The organism is Curvivirga aplysinae, from assembly GCF_009711445.1.
Taxonomy (GTDB): Bacteria; Pseudomonadota; Alphaproteobacteria; order UBA8366; family Aestuariispiraceae; genus Curvivirga; species Curvivirga aplysinae.
The window spans coordinates 17,005-33,506 of the sequence record NZ_SMMC01000188.1 but is presented as its reverse complement, the minus strand read 5'-3'; the positions used below and the strand labels follow the sequence as shown (position 1 = coordinate 33,506).

Here is a 16,502-nt window from a genome sequence, read left to right as displayed (position 1 = left end):
GCAAATTGATGAATACATTAAGGCTTGTCAAATTGTTAAGAAAAGATATCCGAAATTATGATTTTTCCTTAAAATTTTAAATTGAACTAATATTGGTTAATGAGAAGGAGGCTTAATTAAATGCTCAGAAATATGAGGAGATCGGCAAGATGACAAAATCTTATATTCAAATTACAGGAAAACAGATAAGTGCATCAATCCCAAAACCACAGCGCCGTGTTTTCCGAGAGGCGTGGCAATTAGAAGGCGATGTGATTACAGTAAATATGTCCAAGGCCAGACATATTCACAGAGAAAAGCTGAGAGAAGAGCGTTCAGCATTCTTTAGAACATTAGATGCAGATTTTATGAAAGCGTTGGAAAGTGGAGAAACAACTTTAGGCATTACTTTGCAAAAACAGAAGCTTCGTGATTTACCTGCTGATATACGTCTTGAAGAAGCTGAGACGCCAGAAGAATTAGAGTTACTTACATTAGATTTTCTGATGAATAATTAATGGAACAAAAAGTGAATATAAGATGAGAGAATTTTTGAATAAGGCCGAAGAAGCTATGCTTAAAGAGGCAAGGCTTCTGGATCAGCTGACATTTGAGATCCAGCAAGAAGCAAGACGTCGGATTTTGCAGAAAGTTCCAGAGTTTAAGCAACGGAATATTCTTATGACTGCGCTGCAGCTTTTGTTGCATTTAAAGCAAGCAGGTCAACTCTCCAAATCTGAGAAAAAGCTTTGGATAGAGTTGAAAAATGAATGGCAGCAAATTGATGCAATTCGACAGATATCCAATGAATTGGAACGTAGAGCAGAAGAGGGAAACCTGCCGCGCAATTGGCGTGATGATATCTGTTGGGGATAAGTTTAGCACGAATTGAAAAGAGGATTATAGTGTCTCGGAAGAAAAATAAAATGTCGTCCTTAAGTGCTTCTGACACAGTTTTATCAAGTGCGGATGAATTGAAAATACACCTTGCTGGCCGCTTGCCAGAAATGTTGTCTTTAGCTTTAGAAGCATATGATACGATTACAGGCCAGCCTGCATCGGAGGACCCGAGGGCATTTACTGCCCAACAAGGCGGAGCTAAAGCAGCACTAACGCATATGGAAGCACTATTAAAGCTGGCTCAATCGGTCATGCTTCAACCTGATGTAATTGGTCAGTCTGTGGAAAATGATGATGAACTTTCATTAATGCTTAAGCGTGCAAAACAGGCTGTTGGTGAGTCTCAAGCCTTACCCGAAGAAGGAGATGAAATTGGAGGAGAGGTTTAATGAAAACCTCTTCCACCTCTAAAAGAAGAAACTCTATAACATTTGCGGAATTTATCTGGATTTGGAATGAAACTCAGGGACAAACGACTCCTCGTATTCATCGTCGCATGGCGCATTGGCTGAATAGGCGCTGGAAACAAAAAGATCCCCGTCTTTTGTTAATGGCATTTCGGGCGGCAGGTAAATCGACAATTATTGGATTATTCTGTGCCTGGGTTTTATACCTTGATCCTAACTTACGTATTTTGGTTCTTGCTGCTGAGCAAGCTTTGGCGATTAAGATGGTGCGGAATGTAAAACGTATTGTTGAACGTCATCCTCTAACACAAGGGCTTAAACCAAGCCGTGCAGATCAATGGGCTTCAGACAGATTTACATTGAATAGATCTATGGAGTTACGGGACCCCTCAATGATGGCTAAGGGGATACAGTCAAATATGACTGGTAGTCGGGCGGATATGGTTATATGTGACGACGTTGAAGTACCTAATACATGTGACACGGCTGGAAAGCGCGAAGACCTGCGTCAAAGATTATCGGAAATTGATTACGTTTTAACCCCTGATGGAACCCAACTTTTTGTCGGCACACCGCATAGTTTTTTCACGATTTATGCTGATGCCGCACGGAAAGAAACGGGTGAAGAATTTCCATTTCTTAATGGCTTTAAGCGATTAAAAATCCCGGTATGTAATAAGACTGGAGAATCAAATTGGCCTGAAAGGTTTGGACCAGCAACTATTGCTAACTTAAAGCGCAAACAAGGTCCAAATAAGTATAGAAGTCAAATGATGTTAGAGCCCGTTAGTATCAACGGAGGGCGTTTGGATCTGGATAAGTTAGGTAGCTATACTGCCGAGTTGAAATATCAGCAAAGTAACGGTCAAGATATCTTGTTGCTCAAGCAACAAAGATTAATTTCTGCTAGCTGTTGGTGGGATCCATCTTATGGAAACCCTGTGAAGGGTGATCATTCGGTAATTGCATGCGTTTATACAGATGAAGAAGGCGGATACTGGCTTCATCGCATAAAATACCTTCGAACAGAAGTAAGCGCAGAATTGGATGAAGCACGTCAACAATGCAATCAGGTTTTTCATTTTGTACGTGAGTTGCATTTACCAAGTGTGACAATTGAAACAAACGGAATAGGCAAGTTTTTGCCCGGGTTACTTAGAGCTATTTTTAGAGAAAAAGGATGTAGAACTGCAGTTTTGGAACATCATTCAACGGTCAATAAAGACAAGCGTTTGATGGAAGCATTTGATGCTGTTTTAGCTGCAGGTCAGCTTAAAGCGCATCAATCGGTCTGGCAAAGCCCTTTTATTACAGAGATGCGCGAATGGAAGCCGGGTCAAAATCGGACTGGTGTCGATGATGGGTTGGACGCAGTGGCAGGCTGTCTTCTGAGTGAGCCTGTACGTTTAAATCGTTACATGTTTGAGGCAAATAGCAAATCGCATAAACATAAACAACGGCATTGGCAAGGCGTCGGACAGCAACATCAGGCTCAAACACAATTTGAAATTTAGGAAGGTTAAATCATGGAAGAAACTTCTGTGGGACTAGATATTATCTGGTGGATTACGGCTGTGGAATTACCAGCACTAGCAGCGCTATTTTGGATGAACTGGCGAAGCCGAGAAGAATTGAATAATCGATTGGATGAAGTGGACCAAAGGGTGTCAGTATCAATTGCGCAAGCAAGAGAAAGCTTAGCTGCGTATAAGTTAGAAGTCGCGAAAAGTTATGTAACCATTTCTTACTTGAAAGATGTTGAACGTCGATTGACAGGGCATTTATTGCGAATTGAAGCAAAGCTTACTCATCATTCTGCGGAGGGTAAATAAATGCTTTGTAAATCAATGAGATCAAAATCGATAAAAATTTTAAGCTTTGAAGAGGTTAATATACTGGCGCGCACGATTTGGGGGGAAGCACGTGGTGAGAAACTTCCAGGAATGGAAGCTGTTGCCTCCTGTATTATGAACCGAGTTATTAAATCTCAGGCGCGTGGCGGGCATTGGTGGGGGAATGATGTGATTGATGTGTGTAAAAAGCCTTATCAGTTTTCATGTTGGAATAAAGAAGATCCTAATCTATCGAAGATGTTAGAGGTCAACGAAGAAGACAAAGCTTTTGCATCTGCTAAACGCATCGCCAAGCGTGCCTTACGTGGCTCTTTAGTGGATCGTACAAATGGAGCTACCCACTATCATGCCGCTCAAATATTACCATGGTGGGCCAAGGGGCGTACTCCAATTGCAGAAATTGGTCATCATAAATTTTATAAAAATATTGGTTAGGAGATGGCATTATGATTCCGTTACTATCGGCCTTAACTCCTTTGATAGGAGGTGTTTTGGATCGGGTGATACCCGATCAAGTTGAAAGAGATAAAGTAAGGTTGGAATTAGAAACCGCACTTCTGTCTCATGCAGCAGATATTGAAAAAGCTGCGGCTTCCGTCGTAATTGCCGAGGCAAAAGGTGAAAGTTGGTTACAACGAAACTGGCGACCTATGTTGATGGTGTTGTTTGGATATATCGTGGCTCATAACTATGTAATCGCCCCGGTTTTTGGTGTCGCTTCAGTTGTCATGCCCGACCATCTATGGGAACTATTAAAAATCGGCGTCGGTGGCTACATCGTCAGCCGAGGTGCTGAAAAAGGAATAAGTCTTTGGAAAGATAAATAAGAAGTTTCTCATGACATATAGATGTGATCTGCCATAATAAAGCTTCTAGATATTTAGAGAGTCCACAATATGTCATTTTATAAAAGCTTAGGCCTTTCATATCCTTTGATACAAGCTCCCATGGCAGGAATACAAGGAAGTGCTATGGCGATTGCATGTAGCGAAACTGGTGTTCTTGGGTCGCTTCCTTGTGCAATGTTGAATGCTGAAAAATTGGAAGAAGAATTGGTAACTATCAATACTGCTACTTCTAAACCAATTAATGTGAATTTTTTTGCTCATGAAGACCCTGCTCCTAATGCAAGTCGTGATGTTAAATGGCGGGAAACGCTTGCGCCATATTTCCAAGAAGTCGGTCTAAATTCAGCGGAAGTGAAAGCAGGGCCCGGCCGTGCGCCTTTCAGCAGCGAGATGGCTGATGTCTTGGAAAAGTTTAAACCCGAAGTTGTTAGTTTTCATTTCGGTCTGCCTTCATCTGAGTTGTTACAAAGAGCTCGGTCTTGGGGCGCGCGAATTCTATCTTCGGCCACCACAGTTGAAGAAGCTATTGTTTTGTCGGATCAAGGTGTGGATGCGGTGATTGCGCAAGGCTTGGAAGCCGGCGGTCACCGTGGACATTTTTTGTCAGATGATATCTCCAAACAACTTGGTATTTTTTCTTTACTCCCTCAAATAAAACAAGCAATAGACCTACCAGTTATTGCTGCAGGCGGGATTGCATCGCCTAGAGAGGTGAAAGCAATGTTGGAACTTGGCGCAGATATGTTGCAAGTTGGGACAAGTTATATGCTTTGTGATGAGGCGAGTACCACCTTCTTGCATAGGAAGGCGCTTAAATCTAGCGATGCTCAACATACAGCCCTTACGAACCTATTTTCAGGACGGCCTGCCCGCGGTATTGTGAATAGATTGATGCGTGAACTTGGCCCTATCAGTGACTTAGCTCCTGAATTTCCACTTGCTGGCGGGCTTATTGGCCCATTAAAAACAGCCGCTGAAGAACAAGGTATTCATGATTTTTCCTCTCTTTGGGCGGGGCAAAATACAACAGGTTGTAAAGAGATTTCAGCGGTAGATATGACAAAGTGGTTGGTTTCAGAAATATAGATTCCCTTTGCTTGTTAATATTGGACAGGCTATGTATAGCGCCATCAGATATTATCAATTTATAGGAAACTAAATCATGGCAACGATCTATCATCTGGCGGACAAATCTTGCTGGATAAAACAAGCTGAAGAAGGTGTTTATGCAGGTCGTGAAGAAGATTTAAGTGATGGCTTTCTTCATTTCTCGAATAAAGAGCAAATTATAAAATCTGCTGCGGTACATAAAGCGGGTAATCCCGATCTAGTCCTTCTTGCGGTGGATGAAGGCATGTTGGGTGATGAACTGAAATGGGAAGAATCTCGTGGTGGTTCTTTATTTCCTCATCTTTATGGTGAATTGCCGCTAGAGGCTGTGATTTGGGCAACGCCTCTTGCTCTTGATGATCAGGGGCTTCATGTTTTTCCCGAAATGGAAGATTAATAATCTAGACAAGATGAATGGATAGACTATGTCTGTATTAGCTGATTTCGCCTTACCCTTTTTACGCTGCCTTGACCCTGAAAAGGCACATAATATGACATTGGCTGCTTTAAAGGCGGGATTGGGGCCAAAGGCATTTGCAGATGAAGACGGACGTTTAGTGACTAAGGTCTGGGATATGTATTTCCCAAGCCCTATCGGATTATCAGCCGGGTTCGATAAAAATGCAGAAGTTGCCGATGCTATGTTAGATACGGGACTTGGTTTCGTTGAAGTGGGATCTATTACCCCAAAGGCGCAAGATGGAAATCCGAAGCCACGTATTTTCCGTTTGCCAAAAGATGGCGGCGTTATTAATCGTTTGGGCTTTAATAATAAAGGAATGCATGTCGCGGCCAAGAATCTGGCTCATCGTTATAGTAGCGGTATTGTTGGCGTTAATCTGGGGAAAAACAAAACAACAGAAGACGCTGCGTCGGACTATGCGGTTGGTGCAGAAAAGCTTTCCCCATTTGCGGATTATCTGGTGATTAATGTTTCATCACCAAATACACCGGGCCTGCGTGCTTTGCAGGATAAAGATGAACTGGCCAATCTGGTTATAGCTACTTTAGAAGCACGTGATAAAGCAATGGGAGAGAAGCGAAAGCCACCATTGCTAGTGAAAATTGCGCCGGATTTGAATAGTGATGATTTGAGTGATATTGCGAGTCTTACGCTTGATATGAACATTGATGGGTTGATTGTTTCCAACACAACCATATCGCGGCCTGACTCTTTGAAAGACAAGAAAACGGCAGAAGAAACAGGTGGATTGAGCGGTAAGCCATTGATGGAGCTTTCTACCGATGTGTTAGCAGATGTTTATAAGCGTACAGGCGGAAAGATTCCGTTGATTGGCGTTGGTGGTGTTGCATCAGGGCAAGATGCATATCGAAAAATTAGAGCGGGCGCCTCTTTAGTTCAGCTATATTCTGCACTTGTTTATCATGGACCAAGCCTAATTCCACGGATTAAGCGTGAGTTATCTGAGTGTTTGTCAAAAGACGGGTTTGAAAATGTAGGCCAAGCTGTGGGTGCAGACCATAGATAGGTATTATGCCTCTAGTCAAATTGGGGCGACTCAGGCTAAACCCTTTTTAGTGAAGTATTTAATTTGCTTTGCAATTGGGGTTTTTATCTGGCAGGTGGATCGATGCAGCAGATCTTTATTATTATAGGGTATTTGTTACTTTCCCTGACCTTGGGCATTGCTTTGCCGACTTTTATGGCATCTGTGTCATTAGGTGAGGGGATTACGGTTGGAATTTTGGTTGCAGCCGTTTCAGGTCTAGTTCATGAAAATATCCATCGCCGCCAGATTGAGGCAAAACAAGCGCGTCACTTACTTCTTCTTAAAAAAGCATATGATAAAACCAAGCTGGAACTGCTTGATATCCGTAATGATATGTTGGTTTTCGATAAAGAGGAAAAAGCCGATCCTGTATCAGATGAGGTCGCATCTCTTCCAAAAAATAAGCCTGCAATGAAACCAGTCAGACCTTTGGCGGCGACATCAAATCCACAACAATCATCAGTATCTGAAAATGTTGAAATGCCGTCTTTCTTAGCTGGTGAACATGAGGCTCCTGAAGAGGAGAATTATGAAGAAGAATATTATGACGAAGATAGCGTGGAAGAAGGTGAAGAAGAGCCTCATTGGTTAGATGCCTTGGAAGAGGGAGAGGGGTCTGATTTCGAGGATGAAGACTATGACGAAGAATATGATGAGGATGATGAGCTGCCTCAAGAAACCGAAGATGAGCGCCGTCAGGCTATGGCGAAGGAAGTTGAAGTTCTGCAAGGTCTTGTAGATAAATTATATTCTGATGGTTTACCGCCACAAGTTAAGGATCGTGCTGTCGAAGAGGATAGTGGTAATGATATTTATGAAGATGGTACACCACGTATCAAACCACATGTAGAACTTGATGAATCCTTGCTCCCAATTGTTCGTGAAGCACTAGAATCTAAACGTCTAGACGCACATTTACAGCCTATTCATACATTGCCACAACGTAAACGTCGCTTCTTTGAAGCTTTTGGACGATTGCGCTCCAAGGATGGCGAGTTACTGGTGCCTGAACGCATTCAGATGTTGATGGATGAAGATGGGCTTAACCCGACTTCAGATACATTGCTTCTTTATCGTTGTGCACAGATTTTGAAACAGAATGGCGGGCTTGAATTTGATCGTGCGATTTTCTGTAACGTATCACCTGCAACTTTATCTGATGTATCCTTCTTGCGTGATTTTTCTGAATATATGGAAAAACGACGCACGTTAGCACGCAGTTTGGTTCTGGAACTTGATCATGAAACCATCGATCCATTATTGGATGACTTACGTGAACCTATGGGACGTTTAGCTGGTATTGGATTACGTTTCGCGCTGGACAATGTGCGTGACTTCAATCTAGATGCAATGGCTATGGGGCGGTCCCATATCAGTTATGTGAAATTGGATAGCCCAACTGTATTAGCGTTGATCAAACGTATTGGTGATGCACGTTTCCAGCATATGAAAGCCAATCTGGAGAAAGAGAATATTGAGCTGATTGGTAATCATATCGCATCCGAACGGATGTTGATGGATGTGATGGATTTGGGCATTGAATATGGGCAGGGCATCTTGTTTGGAGAGGCTAAACCCGTTAAAGACCCTTCTAGTGGCTTACGGATTGCCTAAGCCTTATCTGTTTCTTTGAATTTTGAAAGTAGAAATGTGATGTCTGCACATGCGACCAGTAAGATGATTTCTGGTTTATCGGAAATTGTCGATGAATTTGATTTATTCCTCATTGATCAATGGGGGGTTCTGCATAATGGTGAAACCGCACATGAGGGCGCTGTTGAAGCCATGGAAGAATTACGTAAGGTCGATGGCAAAACGATTATCATTCTTTCAAACTCTGGTAAGCGTGTTGATGATTCCTATGACCGTATGGAAGGGATGGGTATCCATAAAGGTCTCTATGATCATGTGGTGACATCGGGTGAACTATGCCATCGTAATTTTATGGCAAAAACTGATCCTATATTTGCGTCGTTAGGTGAGAAAACACTTCCCTTCACATGGAATGATGACAATCTGGCGATACTTGATGGTACGGGTAAAGAAGTTGTTGAAACAGCAGCAGAAGCCGATTTTATTTTATGTACAGGGACGAATGAAGGTGATCTGGATTATTATCGTCCCTATTTACAGGTTGCCTTGGACAAGAAGCTGCCATTGATTTGTGTGAACCCGGATTTAGTAAGTGTTGCACCGGATGGTACTTTGAACATGTGTCCAGGTCAGGTAGCGTTGGAATATGAAAATATGGGTGGCATAGTGCGTTGGCATGGTAAACCGCAAGAAGAGACCTATGAATATTGTAAATCCCTTGCACCGAATGCGAAACGTATTTTGGGAATTGGAGATTCGCTAGCCCATGATATTGAAGGCGCTCATATTGCAGGCGGTGAAGGCTTATTTATATGTGGTGGAATTCATGGTGATGAATTAGGTCATCCACCACAACAGGCTAAGATTGATGCTCTTACTTCCAAACGTAATATCGTGCCGAAATATTCAAGTTATCGTTTTGTTTGGTAGTATGTGAATTGAAAGGCGTAGAGAGTTTCTGCGCCTTTTGTTCAAGCCTGACTAATTAGGTCCTTAGATACTATATCCTGAACAGCGCGAGCTAGTTTTTTATAATCATCCATTTCGTTGTAAATATAGGCACAAATCCGAATCCAGATTTTACCATTGATGATTTTAGGCTCTACTTCTACTTGATATTCATTTCGCAAAATGAGGCGGATATTATTCACATTCTCTAACGTGGCTTTATCTTTACCAGGCCAGGCAAATGAGGTCATAAAGCCTGTCATGTTATTTGGGGCGCCGCGTTCTACGTCTAATACCGTACTCAGATAGTCAGCGGCTTTAATGATCAAATCCTGACAATATTCAGCGATCTTTTCTTCCCCAAAGCGGGCCCGAAACTCAATGGCTGCTATAATAGAGAGATATGAGGAAAAATCTTTTGTACCCGGCCAATCAAATGCGGCCGTGTAACCGTCACTGATAAAGTTACTGATCGTTGTTGGTCGAACACGCGCCTGTAAATCTTGTTGTGTCCATAGAAAAGCAGATCCTCGAGGAGCCCCCAGCCATTTATGGGCATTCCCCACATACCAGCCACATCCCATTTTTTCGATATTAAGGTTTACCTGTCCTGGTGCATGGGCACCATCCACTAATGTTGGAATTGCGCGTTCGCTACATTCATCCAGAATGTTTTGTAAAGGTAAGGCGAGGCCGGTTAAAGAGGTAATGTGATCTATAACAACCAAACGTGTACGTGGTGATAGTCGATCTGTGATGGCATCAACGGCATCATCAGGCTCTTCGATCGGGAAAGGGATAGTTGCAATATGTAGACGTGCACCAGCACGTTCACAAATAAATTCTAAAGTACGTAAGACTGTTTCATGTGCATGATTGGTAGTAACGACTTCGTCACCGGGAAGCAGAACTAATGAACGGAGAACAGCATTGATCGCTGTTGAGGCATTGTCTACAAAAACAATATCTTCGCCTTGCGCACCAACATAGTTACCTAAAAAATCTGCTGTTTTCCGCAAGTTAGGACGTAGGATTTCACGGATAAATTCAGATGGTTGTCGTTCCATCAATATACGCCAATTATTGGCAACGTCATGAACGTCTTTCGCAAGGGCCCCAAAAGCACCATGATTTAAATACGAAATATCAGGCTCTAATAGCCAATAATCACGGACAGCATGTCCTGTTTCAGTGATAGGTTCGTTTTGGTCACGCAGAGCGGGTGTTGCCGACATTTAAATCCCTTGCTTCGATACCGATTATTATTGATTGTTTGATTAATTACCCCGATATGTGTCTCATTTAGAAGATTTTGCAAGTAAATTTTGCGTTTGTGTAATATTTCTTTTTATATGTGCATTTTGAAATATAATTTAATCTAACGTGCTTCTCGCCGCCAACACAGCATAATAAATAAAACTGCCAAGATTAATCCCACCCATCCGTTAATTAAATTTCTATAGGTTACACCCGTAATTTTATAAGAATTATTTTTAACAAAGCTTATCCAGTTTTTTCCTGTATATTGTCGACTGGGTTTTTTATGACGTATATCGGGTAGTCCCATCTCTATGAAACGATAGCTGCCATACATGTCTTTGATGAGAGGTTCGATATGGGCGGTCGTAGCATTCAACGCTTGCCATTCTTTATTTTGCCCCACATTTTCAGTTGCTAAAACAGTTCGTTCGCCATTGCTCACCTGATGGAGGCCGATGAAGTCTAATTTCTTTTCACCTATATATCGACCATTGCCTATATCGCGTAATGGTAGTTCTGTTATATTCTCATCTGGGCCTTCTATAGAAACGATGGGTTCTTGTGGAACAAGGCTACGCATTTCCACGAAAATCCGATCACCTTCGATATATGCCTTAAGGTCATTCTCCTCAAGTTCAGGTTCTTTCATTAACCAGTGTGATAAACGCCTAATAAGTTCTGAATATGGTCCTCCACCTTCGTAGCCTTTCGCCCAAAGCCATATCTGGTCTGAAAATAGTTGGGCGACGCGACCTTTTTCAACTCGATTTAGTATGAGAAGCGGTTGATCTGCGACACCATGCATTAGAACATTTCCTTCTTTCGCCTCAACACTTATTTGACGTAACCATCGTCCCCACCGAATGTCATCATTCATGGCAATTACAGGTCCCATTGGCAAACGCGCTGTTACTGGGTGTCGGATGCCTTCTTCAGTCACCTTGGGTTTGAATGCTTCTTGGTGAACGTCACCATCGGGTTCTCCTGGGAGAATGTCTCCAAGGGAAGTTCGATAAAGGCTATACGGACTAGCATAACTCGGCCCGCCAATTTCTAGTAACGCGCCGCCTTCTTCTACATAGCTGACAATGTTACGAAGATAGATAGAGGGTAAGACACCTCTACGTCTATATCGGTCAAAGACAACCAGATCAAATTCATGAAGCTTAGTTTGGAACAGCTCCCTTGTCGGAAAAGCTATGAGAGATAATTCGTGTACAGGCGTGTCGTCTTGTTTCTCTGGAGGGCGTAAAATTGTAAAATGCACGAGATCAACGGAAGGATCCGATTTTAAAAGGTTACGCCATGTACGTTCCCCAGGATGCGGAACGCCAGAAACTAATAAGACTTTCAATCGATCACGTACGGCATTAATGGAAAATGCTGTTTGATTATTCCCAAAACTAATCTCATTTGGGATTTCTTCCACTTGAAGAGCTACATTTAAAGGGCCGCGTCTTTCAAGAGGGATTGGAATGCTAGTCGTTTGGCCTATGACCACATTCATACGCCGTGGTTTTTGTCCGTCAGCACGTATTGTAATCCAAGCATTCTGGGGCAGAGACCTTCCAACCTGATCAACTCGAAAATTAATCATTACTTCTTCGTCTACCATGCCATAAGATGGAACATCAATAAGCGTTATTCTGCGATCAATTTCAGTTGTGGATCCGGTCAGTAATACATGAAGTGGTTTGTCTTGAAAATTCTTCTGATCCCTAAGTGTTTCTATTTCTTCGATAGTATCATGAATTTGACCATCGGTGATAAGCACGGTCCCGGCATATTGCTCTGGGGGAATTTCGGATATTGCACGACTTAATGCTTCTATGACCAAAGTTTCAGATCGACCATTATCTGTATTAACGAGTTCGCTAAGTTTTAGTTCTCTTATTTCAAGAGGGGCGTTTTGAGCGGTTATGGATTTTTTAATGTAGTCACGAGTGTCCTGAACCTGCTTAATGCGGTCATTAATATTTTGAGAAGGGCTATCATCTATCAATAGTATAGCAATATCACGTTGAGGTTCTTTTTCTTTTTCTACCCAAATAGGGTTCGCGAGAGTTAGCAATAAGAATAGAGATATAAGGAATCTTAGAATGCTTCCCTTAATTCTGTTGAAGAAGCAATAGAGTAATAGAAATGCAGCAGCACTGAACCCTATCCACAAATAAGTTATAGAAAAATATGGATCCCATAGAATAGAACTCGCGGTATTTGGTTCTGTCAAAAGATTTAGAATGCTATCCATAATCCACCTCTATTGTCCGAGGCGTTCAAGTATAGCAGGGATATGAACTTGATCTTTTTTATAGTTGCCGGTCAGCATATACATCATCAGATTTATTCCGAAACGATAGGACATTTCACGTTGAGCTTCACCACCAGGTGTAACCGGAAATCGAGGGCGCCCATACTCATCCATGGCCCATGCGCCTGCCCAATCGTTTTGTCCAACCATAATGCGGCTGACACCATCTGCAGTACCAGCTTGAATGGGCTCTACCCATAAATTCCCGTCTTGCCAGCGGCCCGGGAAATCTTGAAGAAGATAGAAGCTTTTTGTCAGTACGTGGTCTGTTTCAATTGGTACCAAGGCAGGTATATTGATACCCTTGGTCAAACGTTGTAGATGCGTCATCATGGCCGTATTTGATTGTCCCGGACTACGTGAATCAAAAAAAATGCTACCGCCAAAGGATAAATAGTTATTAATATTATCAATCTCTGTTTGGCTAAGGTTCTTCTGGTCTGGGGTTATGGGCCAATAGATTAAAGGATAAAAAGCCAATTCACTTTTTTTGAAATCAATACCGACAGGATTAGCGGCTTCGATTGCGGTACGTTGATTTAGTATGAAAGCTAATCCCGCCAATCCTTCATGGCTTATTCGATCCACTTTTGTATTGCCTGTTACGACATATGCCAGCCCCGTACTTGTATCAAAACTGTTGCTTTGGGGCGGGATTAAGGGTCGAACAATTGTGGCTTCTAGTTCCGTTTCTTGCGCTGCTGACGGGCCTGTGAACAAAATACTTAACCCTGAAATCAAAATACCACCAAGGATGAGATGTTTTAAGTGACCCGAAAGTTGAGGTAGTTGTCCTCGTAAAGCTAAAGAACATATAGAATCTGCAAATAGTAGAATAAGTGCGATGAGTAGCAGAACAGGTTTTAAATCTGTTGATTTAGCAATTTCACTCCCTAGTTGGTGTAGATTATTTTTATTCGGTGTGTATTGTTTTAATTCGCTAATATCTTGTGTGAGATTTAATGCAAGATTGTATCCTTGGCCGCCATAAAAGCCAGGTGGTGTATAAGAGGTGATTTTAGGTGTGTCTTTTAAGTTTATTGATTGGATATATGCAGGTGGTGGCGATAATTGACCTTTCCCGTTAACAATTTGTAGCGGAAGATAAGGTGAAAATGTATCAGTTGTATCAATAATATTTTTCTTGTCAGATAGAAAAGAGAGACGTGTTAAGCGGTCCAGTATTTTTGGGAAAATACCAGATAAAGCCAGATTGGACCATTCTGCGTTCGCAGTTGTATGAAATAATACAAGCCATCCTTGCCCTATTTTTTTGCCAGAAATTAAACTTGTACCATCTTCAAGTTCGGCCCAACTGGTTTTTTTTATTTCTGAGGTGGATTTGGCTAAGACTTGTTGCTTGATTACGACGTCTTTGGGGATTTTAAGCCCCGCTAAAGGGCTGTCGCTATTAAAACTCTTTAAATTTGCCGGTTTCTCCCATTGCAACATCCCATTTAGTGCCCTGCCGCCATGGCGTAAAGCTGTAGGGAGTAATGGGTCAGTTTCAACATTATGTGCAAGGTTTCTTCCTGCAAATCGAATTAACACGCCACCTTGTTTCAACCAGTTACTTAACTCTTCCATTTCTTCAAATGAAAGAGAGACAGCATCCGGCATCATAATCACACCAGTCCTTAATCTTAGTAACATCTGTAAAGGCCCAATACTTACAGTTCCAAGATCTGTACTTGCTTTGTCAAGAAAGTAACTTTCCGATAAAAGAGGTAATCCATTTTCCCCTTCCGGCTGCAAGATGCCTATTTGTGTGTTACGCCAACGATCATCAAGAAGGAAGATAGAACCTGCATTTGATTGGCCATCAATTGAGATATATTTGATTTCACTGACTAAGTTTTTCGGTAGATTTAATGGAGTTGATTTTTCAAACTCGCCTTGATTGAACTGAACAAGTTGTTGACCCAACAAACGTCCATTTTGTGCCTTAATGGAAAGAAGAACCTCTCTGGCAATATTGATTGCATCGGTATGAGAGGGCTTTGCCGATTTCGTTCTTTTCACTGATAATTGGATGCCGGATGGTTCTGCCAAGCTGTTTTTTGTAAGAGAAAGCGTCACAGGTAAGTTATGACCTTTCGGTTGATATATATGGACAACACCAATTCGCGTTAGCTGTTTTTCGAACTCTTGGGTGCCTGGATGTTGAATGCCACTTTGTAGCCAAACGATAGATGGAGGGGAGTTAAAATCTTTTTTATTTAAATGACTAAGTAAGGATTGGTAGTCAATAATGACTGGACTAGGCGATAATTGTGTGAGTTGATCTTCTGCAACTTGTGGTGACAAAGGTCCAAGCAAGGTTATTTTTTTTTCCACATCAAGCGGTTGTGTCGAAGCAATATAAATTTCACGATTTTGACGTGCAGCATCTTCAAGAATTGATTCTGTTACATTGATGAAATCTGACCAATTTTGCCCACTGGCCCAATCGTTTTCTATAATTAATACTATTGATCCTTGACCGGGAATTGTTTGCTCTTGATAAATTCGTGGATGAGCAAAAGCGAGGATCAGGGCAGATAATAATGTTAACCGTAAAGTAACTAACCACCACGGTGCTTTATCTGAAGACTGGTTTTTATTGAATATGCCAGTCAATAACATGATGGCTGGAAAGGAAACTTGTTTTGGCGGAGGTGGTGTGACACGCAAGAAAAACCAGAGAGCTGGTAATCCTAGTAAACCCAACAGTAGCCATGGTATTGAGAAACTTAGATTAAGTATACTTCCTAAGAGGTCAGGGATCATGATATCGTCTCCCTGATCTTTGTCATATGTTGTGGTCGATCCATCATCTGATACAAAGCCATCAAACAACTTTCAGCTGAATTTTTAGTATTATGTGACAACCATTGCCAATTATGGTGGTGAGCTAAATTTTGCAAATAAGAGAAATGAGCGTTGCGTTTCTCTTTATAATCCGGTCGGATAGATTGTGTGCGTCGTATTAGGACAGGCAGCTCATTTTTCAAGCCATTAAATCTTATGCGGCCTTTGAAAGGAAGAGACTTTTCAGCAGGGTCAAAGATGCATAAGAAGCTGGTTTTGATCTTGCGATCTGCTAGAATTTTGATTCTCTTCTCAATTATTTCTGGGTTATCCAAGAAATCACTAATCAGAAGGATATGGGCATTTGGTGGTAACTTTTGTAAAGCATTTAGAAGATTGTCTTCATTTGGACTAATTTCCCGGTTTTCAATGAGAGCATGAGCTAGTTTTTGGAGCATCATTCGCCCTTGACCTGCGGATTGCATATGTTCGAGTAATCCAACTCTCTCACCTGCTTGTAAGGCGAGATGAGAAATAGCCAAGGCCAGAATATCGGCGCGAATGCCTTTTTTGATCTTCTTCTGGCTAGAAGAATAACTCATTGATGGAGAAGAATCTCGCCATATCCATAAAGATTGTGCTGCTTCCCATTCAGTTTCCCGCACATAAAGTGCATCTGATCTGGCAGAGCGGCGCCAATCAATTTTTTGTCGACTATCTTCGACATTGAAGGGGCGGTATTGCCAAAAGCTTTCCCCTATTCCGGCACGACGCTGGCCATGGACGCCTTGTGCAACCGTTGAAGCAACCCGCTCTGCAGCAAGTAATAAAGCGGGCAACGATTTAGCCATATCTTGTGCATCGGCTTGTAGGTATGTGAGGTAGTCCGTTTGATCATCAAAAACATGAAGTTTTTTCTGCTTTCTTAGGGATAAGCCAAGCAGAGATAGTTTGTTTTTTTTCTTTTGGGTTTTTGATCCAATCATCAGATT

General features: G+C 41.9%; 16 protein-coding genes. 12 read left to right on the top strand and 4 right to left on the bottom strand.

Annotated features, from left to right (window positions below; translation table 11 throughout):
* The first annotated feature begins 149 nt into the window (after positions 1–149).
* From E1160_RS10815 to E1160_RS10760, 12 genes are all read left to right on the top strand, one after another.
* The gene (locus E1160_RS10815) at positions 150–497 is read left to right on the top strand and encodes a hypothetical protein (RefSeq protein WP_155155174.1); all 348 of its coding nucleotides are present in this window, start codon (positions 150–152) and stop codon (positions 495–497) included.
* Between the two features lie 22 nt (positions 498–519).
* Positions 520–855: a hypothetical protein gene (locus tag E1160_RS10810; RefSeq protein WP_155155173.1), complete on the top strand. Its 336-nt coding sequence runs from the start codon at positions 520–522 to the stop codon at positions 853–855.
* 50 nt (positions 856–905) lie between these two features.
* Positions 906–1,268, top strand: a complete 363-nt coding sequence (locus E1160_RS10805; protein WP_155155172.1) for a hypothetical protein — start codon at positions 906–908, stop codon at positions 1,266–1,268.
* The gene (terL, locus tag E1160_RS10800) at positions 1,268–2,800 is read left to right on the top strand and encodes a phage terminase large subunit (RefSeq protein WP_155155171.1); all 1,533 of its coding nucleotides are present in this window, start codon (positions 1,268–1,270) and stop codon (positions 2,798–2,800) included. The genes E1160_RS10805 and terL overlap by 1 nt, the downstream gene beginning before the upstream one ends.
* 12 nt (positions 2,801–2,812) lie before the next feature.
* Entirely contained in the window at positions 2,813–3,118 is a 306-nt protein-coding gene (locus E1160_RS10795) for a hypothetical protein (RefSeq protein ID WP_155155170.1), read from the top strand.
* Positions 3,119–3,574: a cell wall hydrolase gene (locus tag E1160_RS10790; protein ID WP_155155169.1), complete on the top strand. Its 456-nt coding sequence runs from the start codon at positions 3,119–3,121 to the stop codon at positions 3,572–3,574.
* Between the two features lie 11 nt (positions 3,575–3,585).
* Positions 3,586–3,966 carry a 3TM-type holin gene (locus E1160_RS10785; protein ID WP_155155168.1) on the top strand — a complete coding sequence of 127 codons (381 nt, stop codon included), beginning with the start codon at positions 3,586–3,588 and terminating at the stop codon, positions 3,964–3,966.
* 69 nt (positions 3,967–4,035) lie between these two features.
* Complete coding sequence (locus E1160_RS10780; protein WP_155155167.1) at positions 4,036–5,073, top strand: NAD(P)H-dependent flavin oxidoreductase; 1,038 nt, start codon at positions 4,036–4,038, stop codon at positions 5,071–5,073.
* 76 nt (positions 5,074–5,149) lie between these two features.
* Positions 5,150–5,494, top strand: coding sequence for a DUF952 domain-containing protein (locus tag E1160_RS10775; protein ID WP_155155166.1), 345 nt, complete (start codon positions 5,150–5,152; stop codon positions 5,492–5,494).
* A gap of 28 nt (positions 5,495–5,522) precedes the next feature.
* Positions 5,523–6,587 (top strand): quinone-dependent dihydroorotate dehydrogenase, encoded by a 1,065-nt coding sequence (locus E1160_RS10770; protein WP_155155165.1) that lies wholly within the window; start codon positions 5,523–5,525, stop codon positions 6,585–6,587.
* A 102-nt stretch (positions 6,588–6,689) separates the two neighbouring features.
* Positions 6,690–8,222, top strand: coding sequence for an EAL domain-containing protein (locus E1160_RS10765; RefSeq protein ID WP_155155164.1), 1,533 nt, complete (start codon positions 6,690–6,692; stop codon positions 8,220–8,222).
* Between the two features lie 39 nt (positions 8,223–8,261).
* Entirely contained in the window at positions 8,262–9,131 is an 870-nt protein-coding gene (locus E1160_RS10760) for a TIGR01459 family HAD-type hydrolase (RefSeq protein WP_155155163.1), read from the top strand.
* A 41-nt stretch (positions 9,132–9,172) separates the two neighbouring features.
* Here the strand turns inward: E1160_RS10760 and E1160_RS10755 are convergent, their stop codons facing one another.
* From E1160_RS10755 to E1160_RS10740, 4 genes are all read right to left on the bottom strand, one after another.
* A complete protein-coding gene (locus E1160_RS10755; RefSeq protein ID WP_155155162.1) occupies positions 9,173–10,384 on the bottom strand; it encodes an aminotransferase class V-fold PLP-dependent enzyme in 1,212 nt (403 codons plus the stop codon).
* Between the two features lie 143 nt (positions 10,385–10,527).
* Positions 10,528–12,660 carry a hypothetical protein gene (locus E1160_RS10750; protein WP_155155161.1) on the bottom strand — a complete coding sequence of 711 codons (2,133 nt, stop codon included), beginning with the start codon at positions 12,658–12,660 and terminating at the stop codon, positions 10,528–10,530.
* 9 nt (positions 12,661–12,669) lie between these two features.
* Positions 12,670–15,489, bottom strand: coding sequence for a DUF4159 domain-containing protein (locus tag E1160_RS10745; RefSeq protein WP_155155160.1), 2,820 nt, complete (start codon positions 15,487–15,489; stop codon positions 12,670–12,672).
* Positions 15,486–16,496, bottom strand: coding sequence for a DUF58 domain-containing protein (locus E1160_RS10740; RefSeq protein ID WP_155155159.1), 1,011 nt, complete (start codon positions 16,494–16,496; stop codon positions 15,486–15,488). Before E1160_RS10740 ends, E1160_RS10745 begins: the two co-directional genes overlap by 4 nt.
* Positions 16,497–16,502 lie beyond the last annotated feature (6 nt).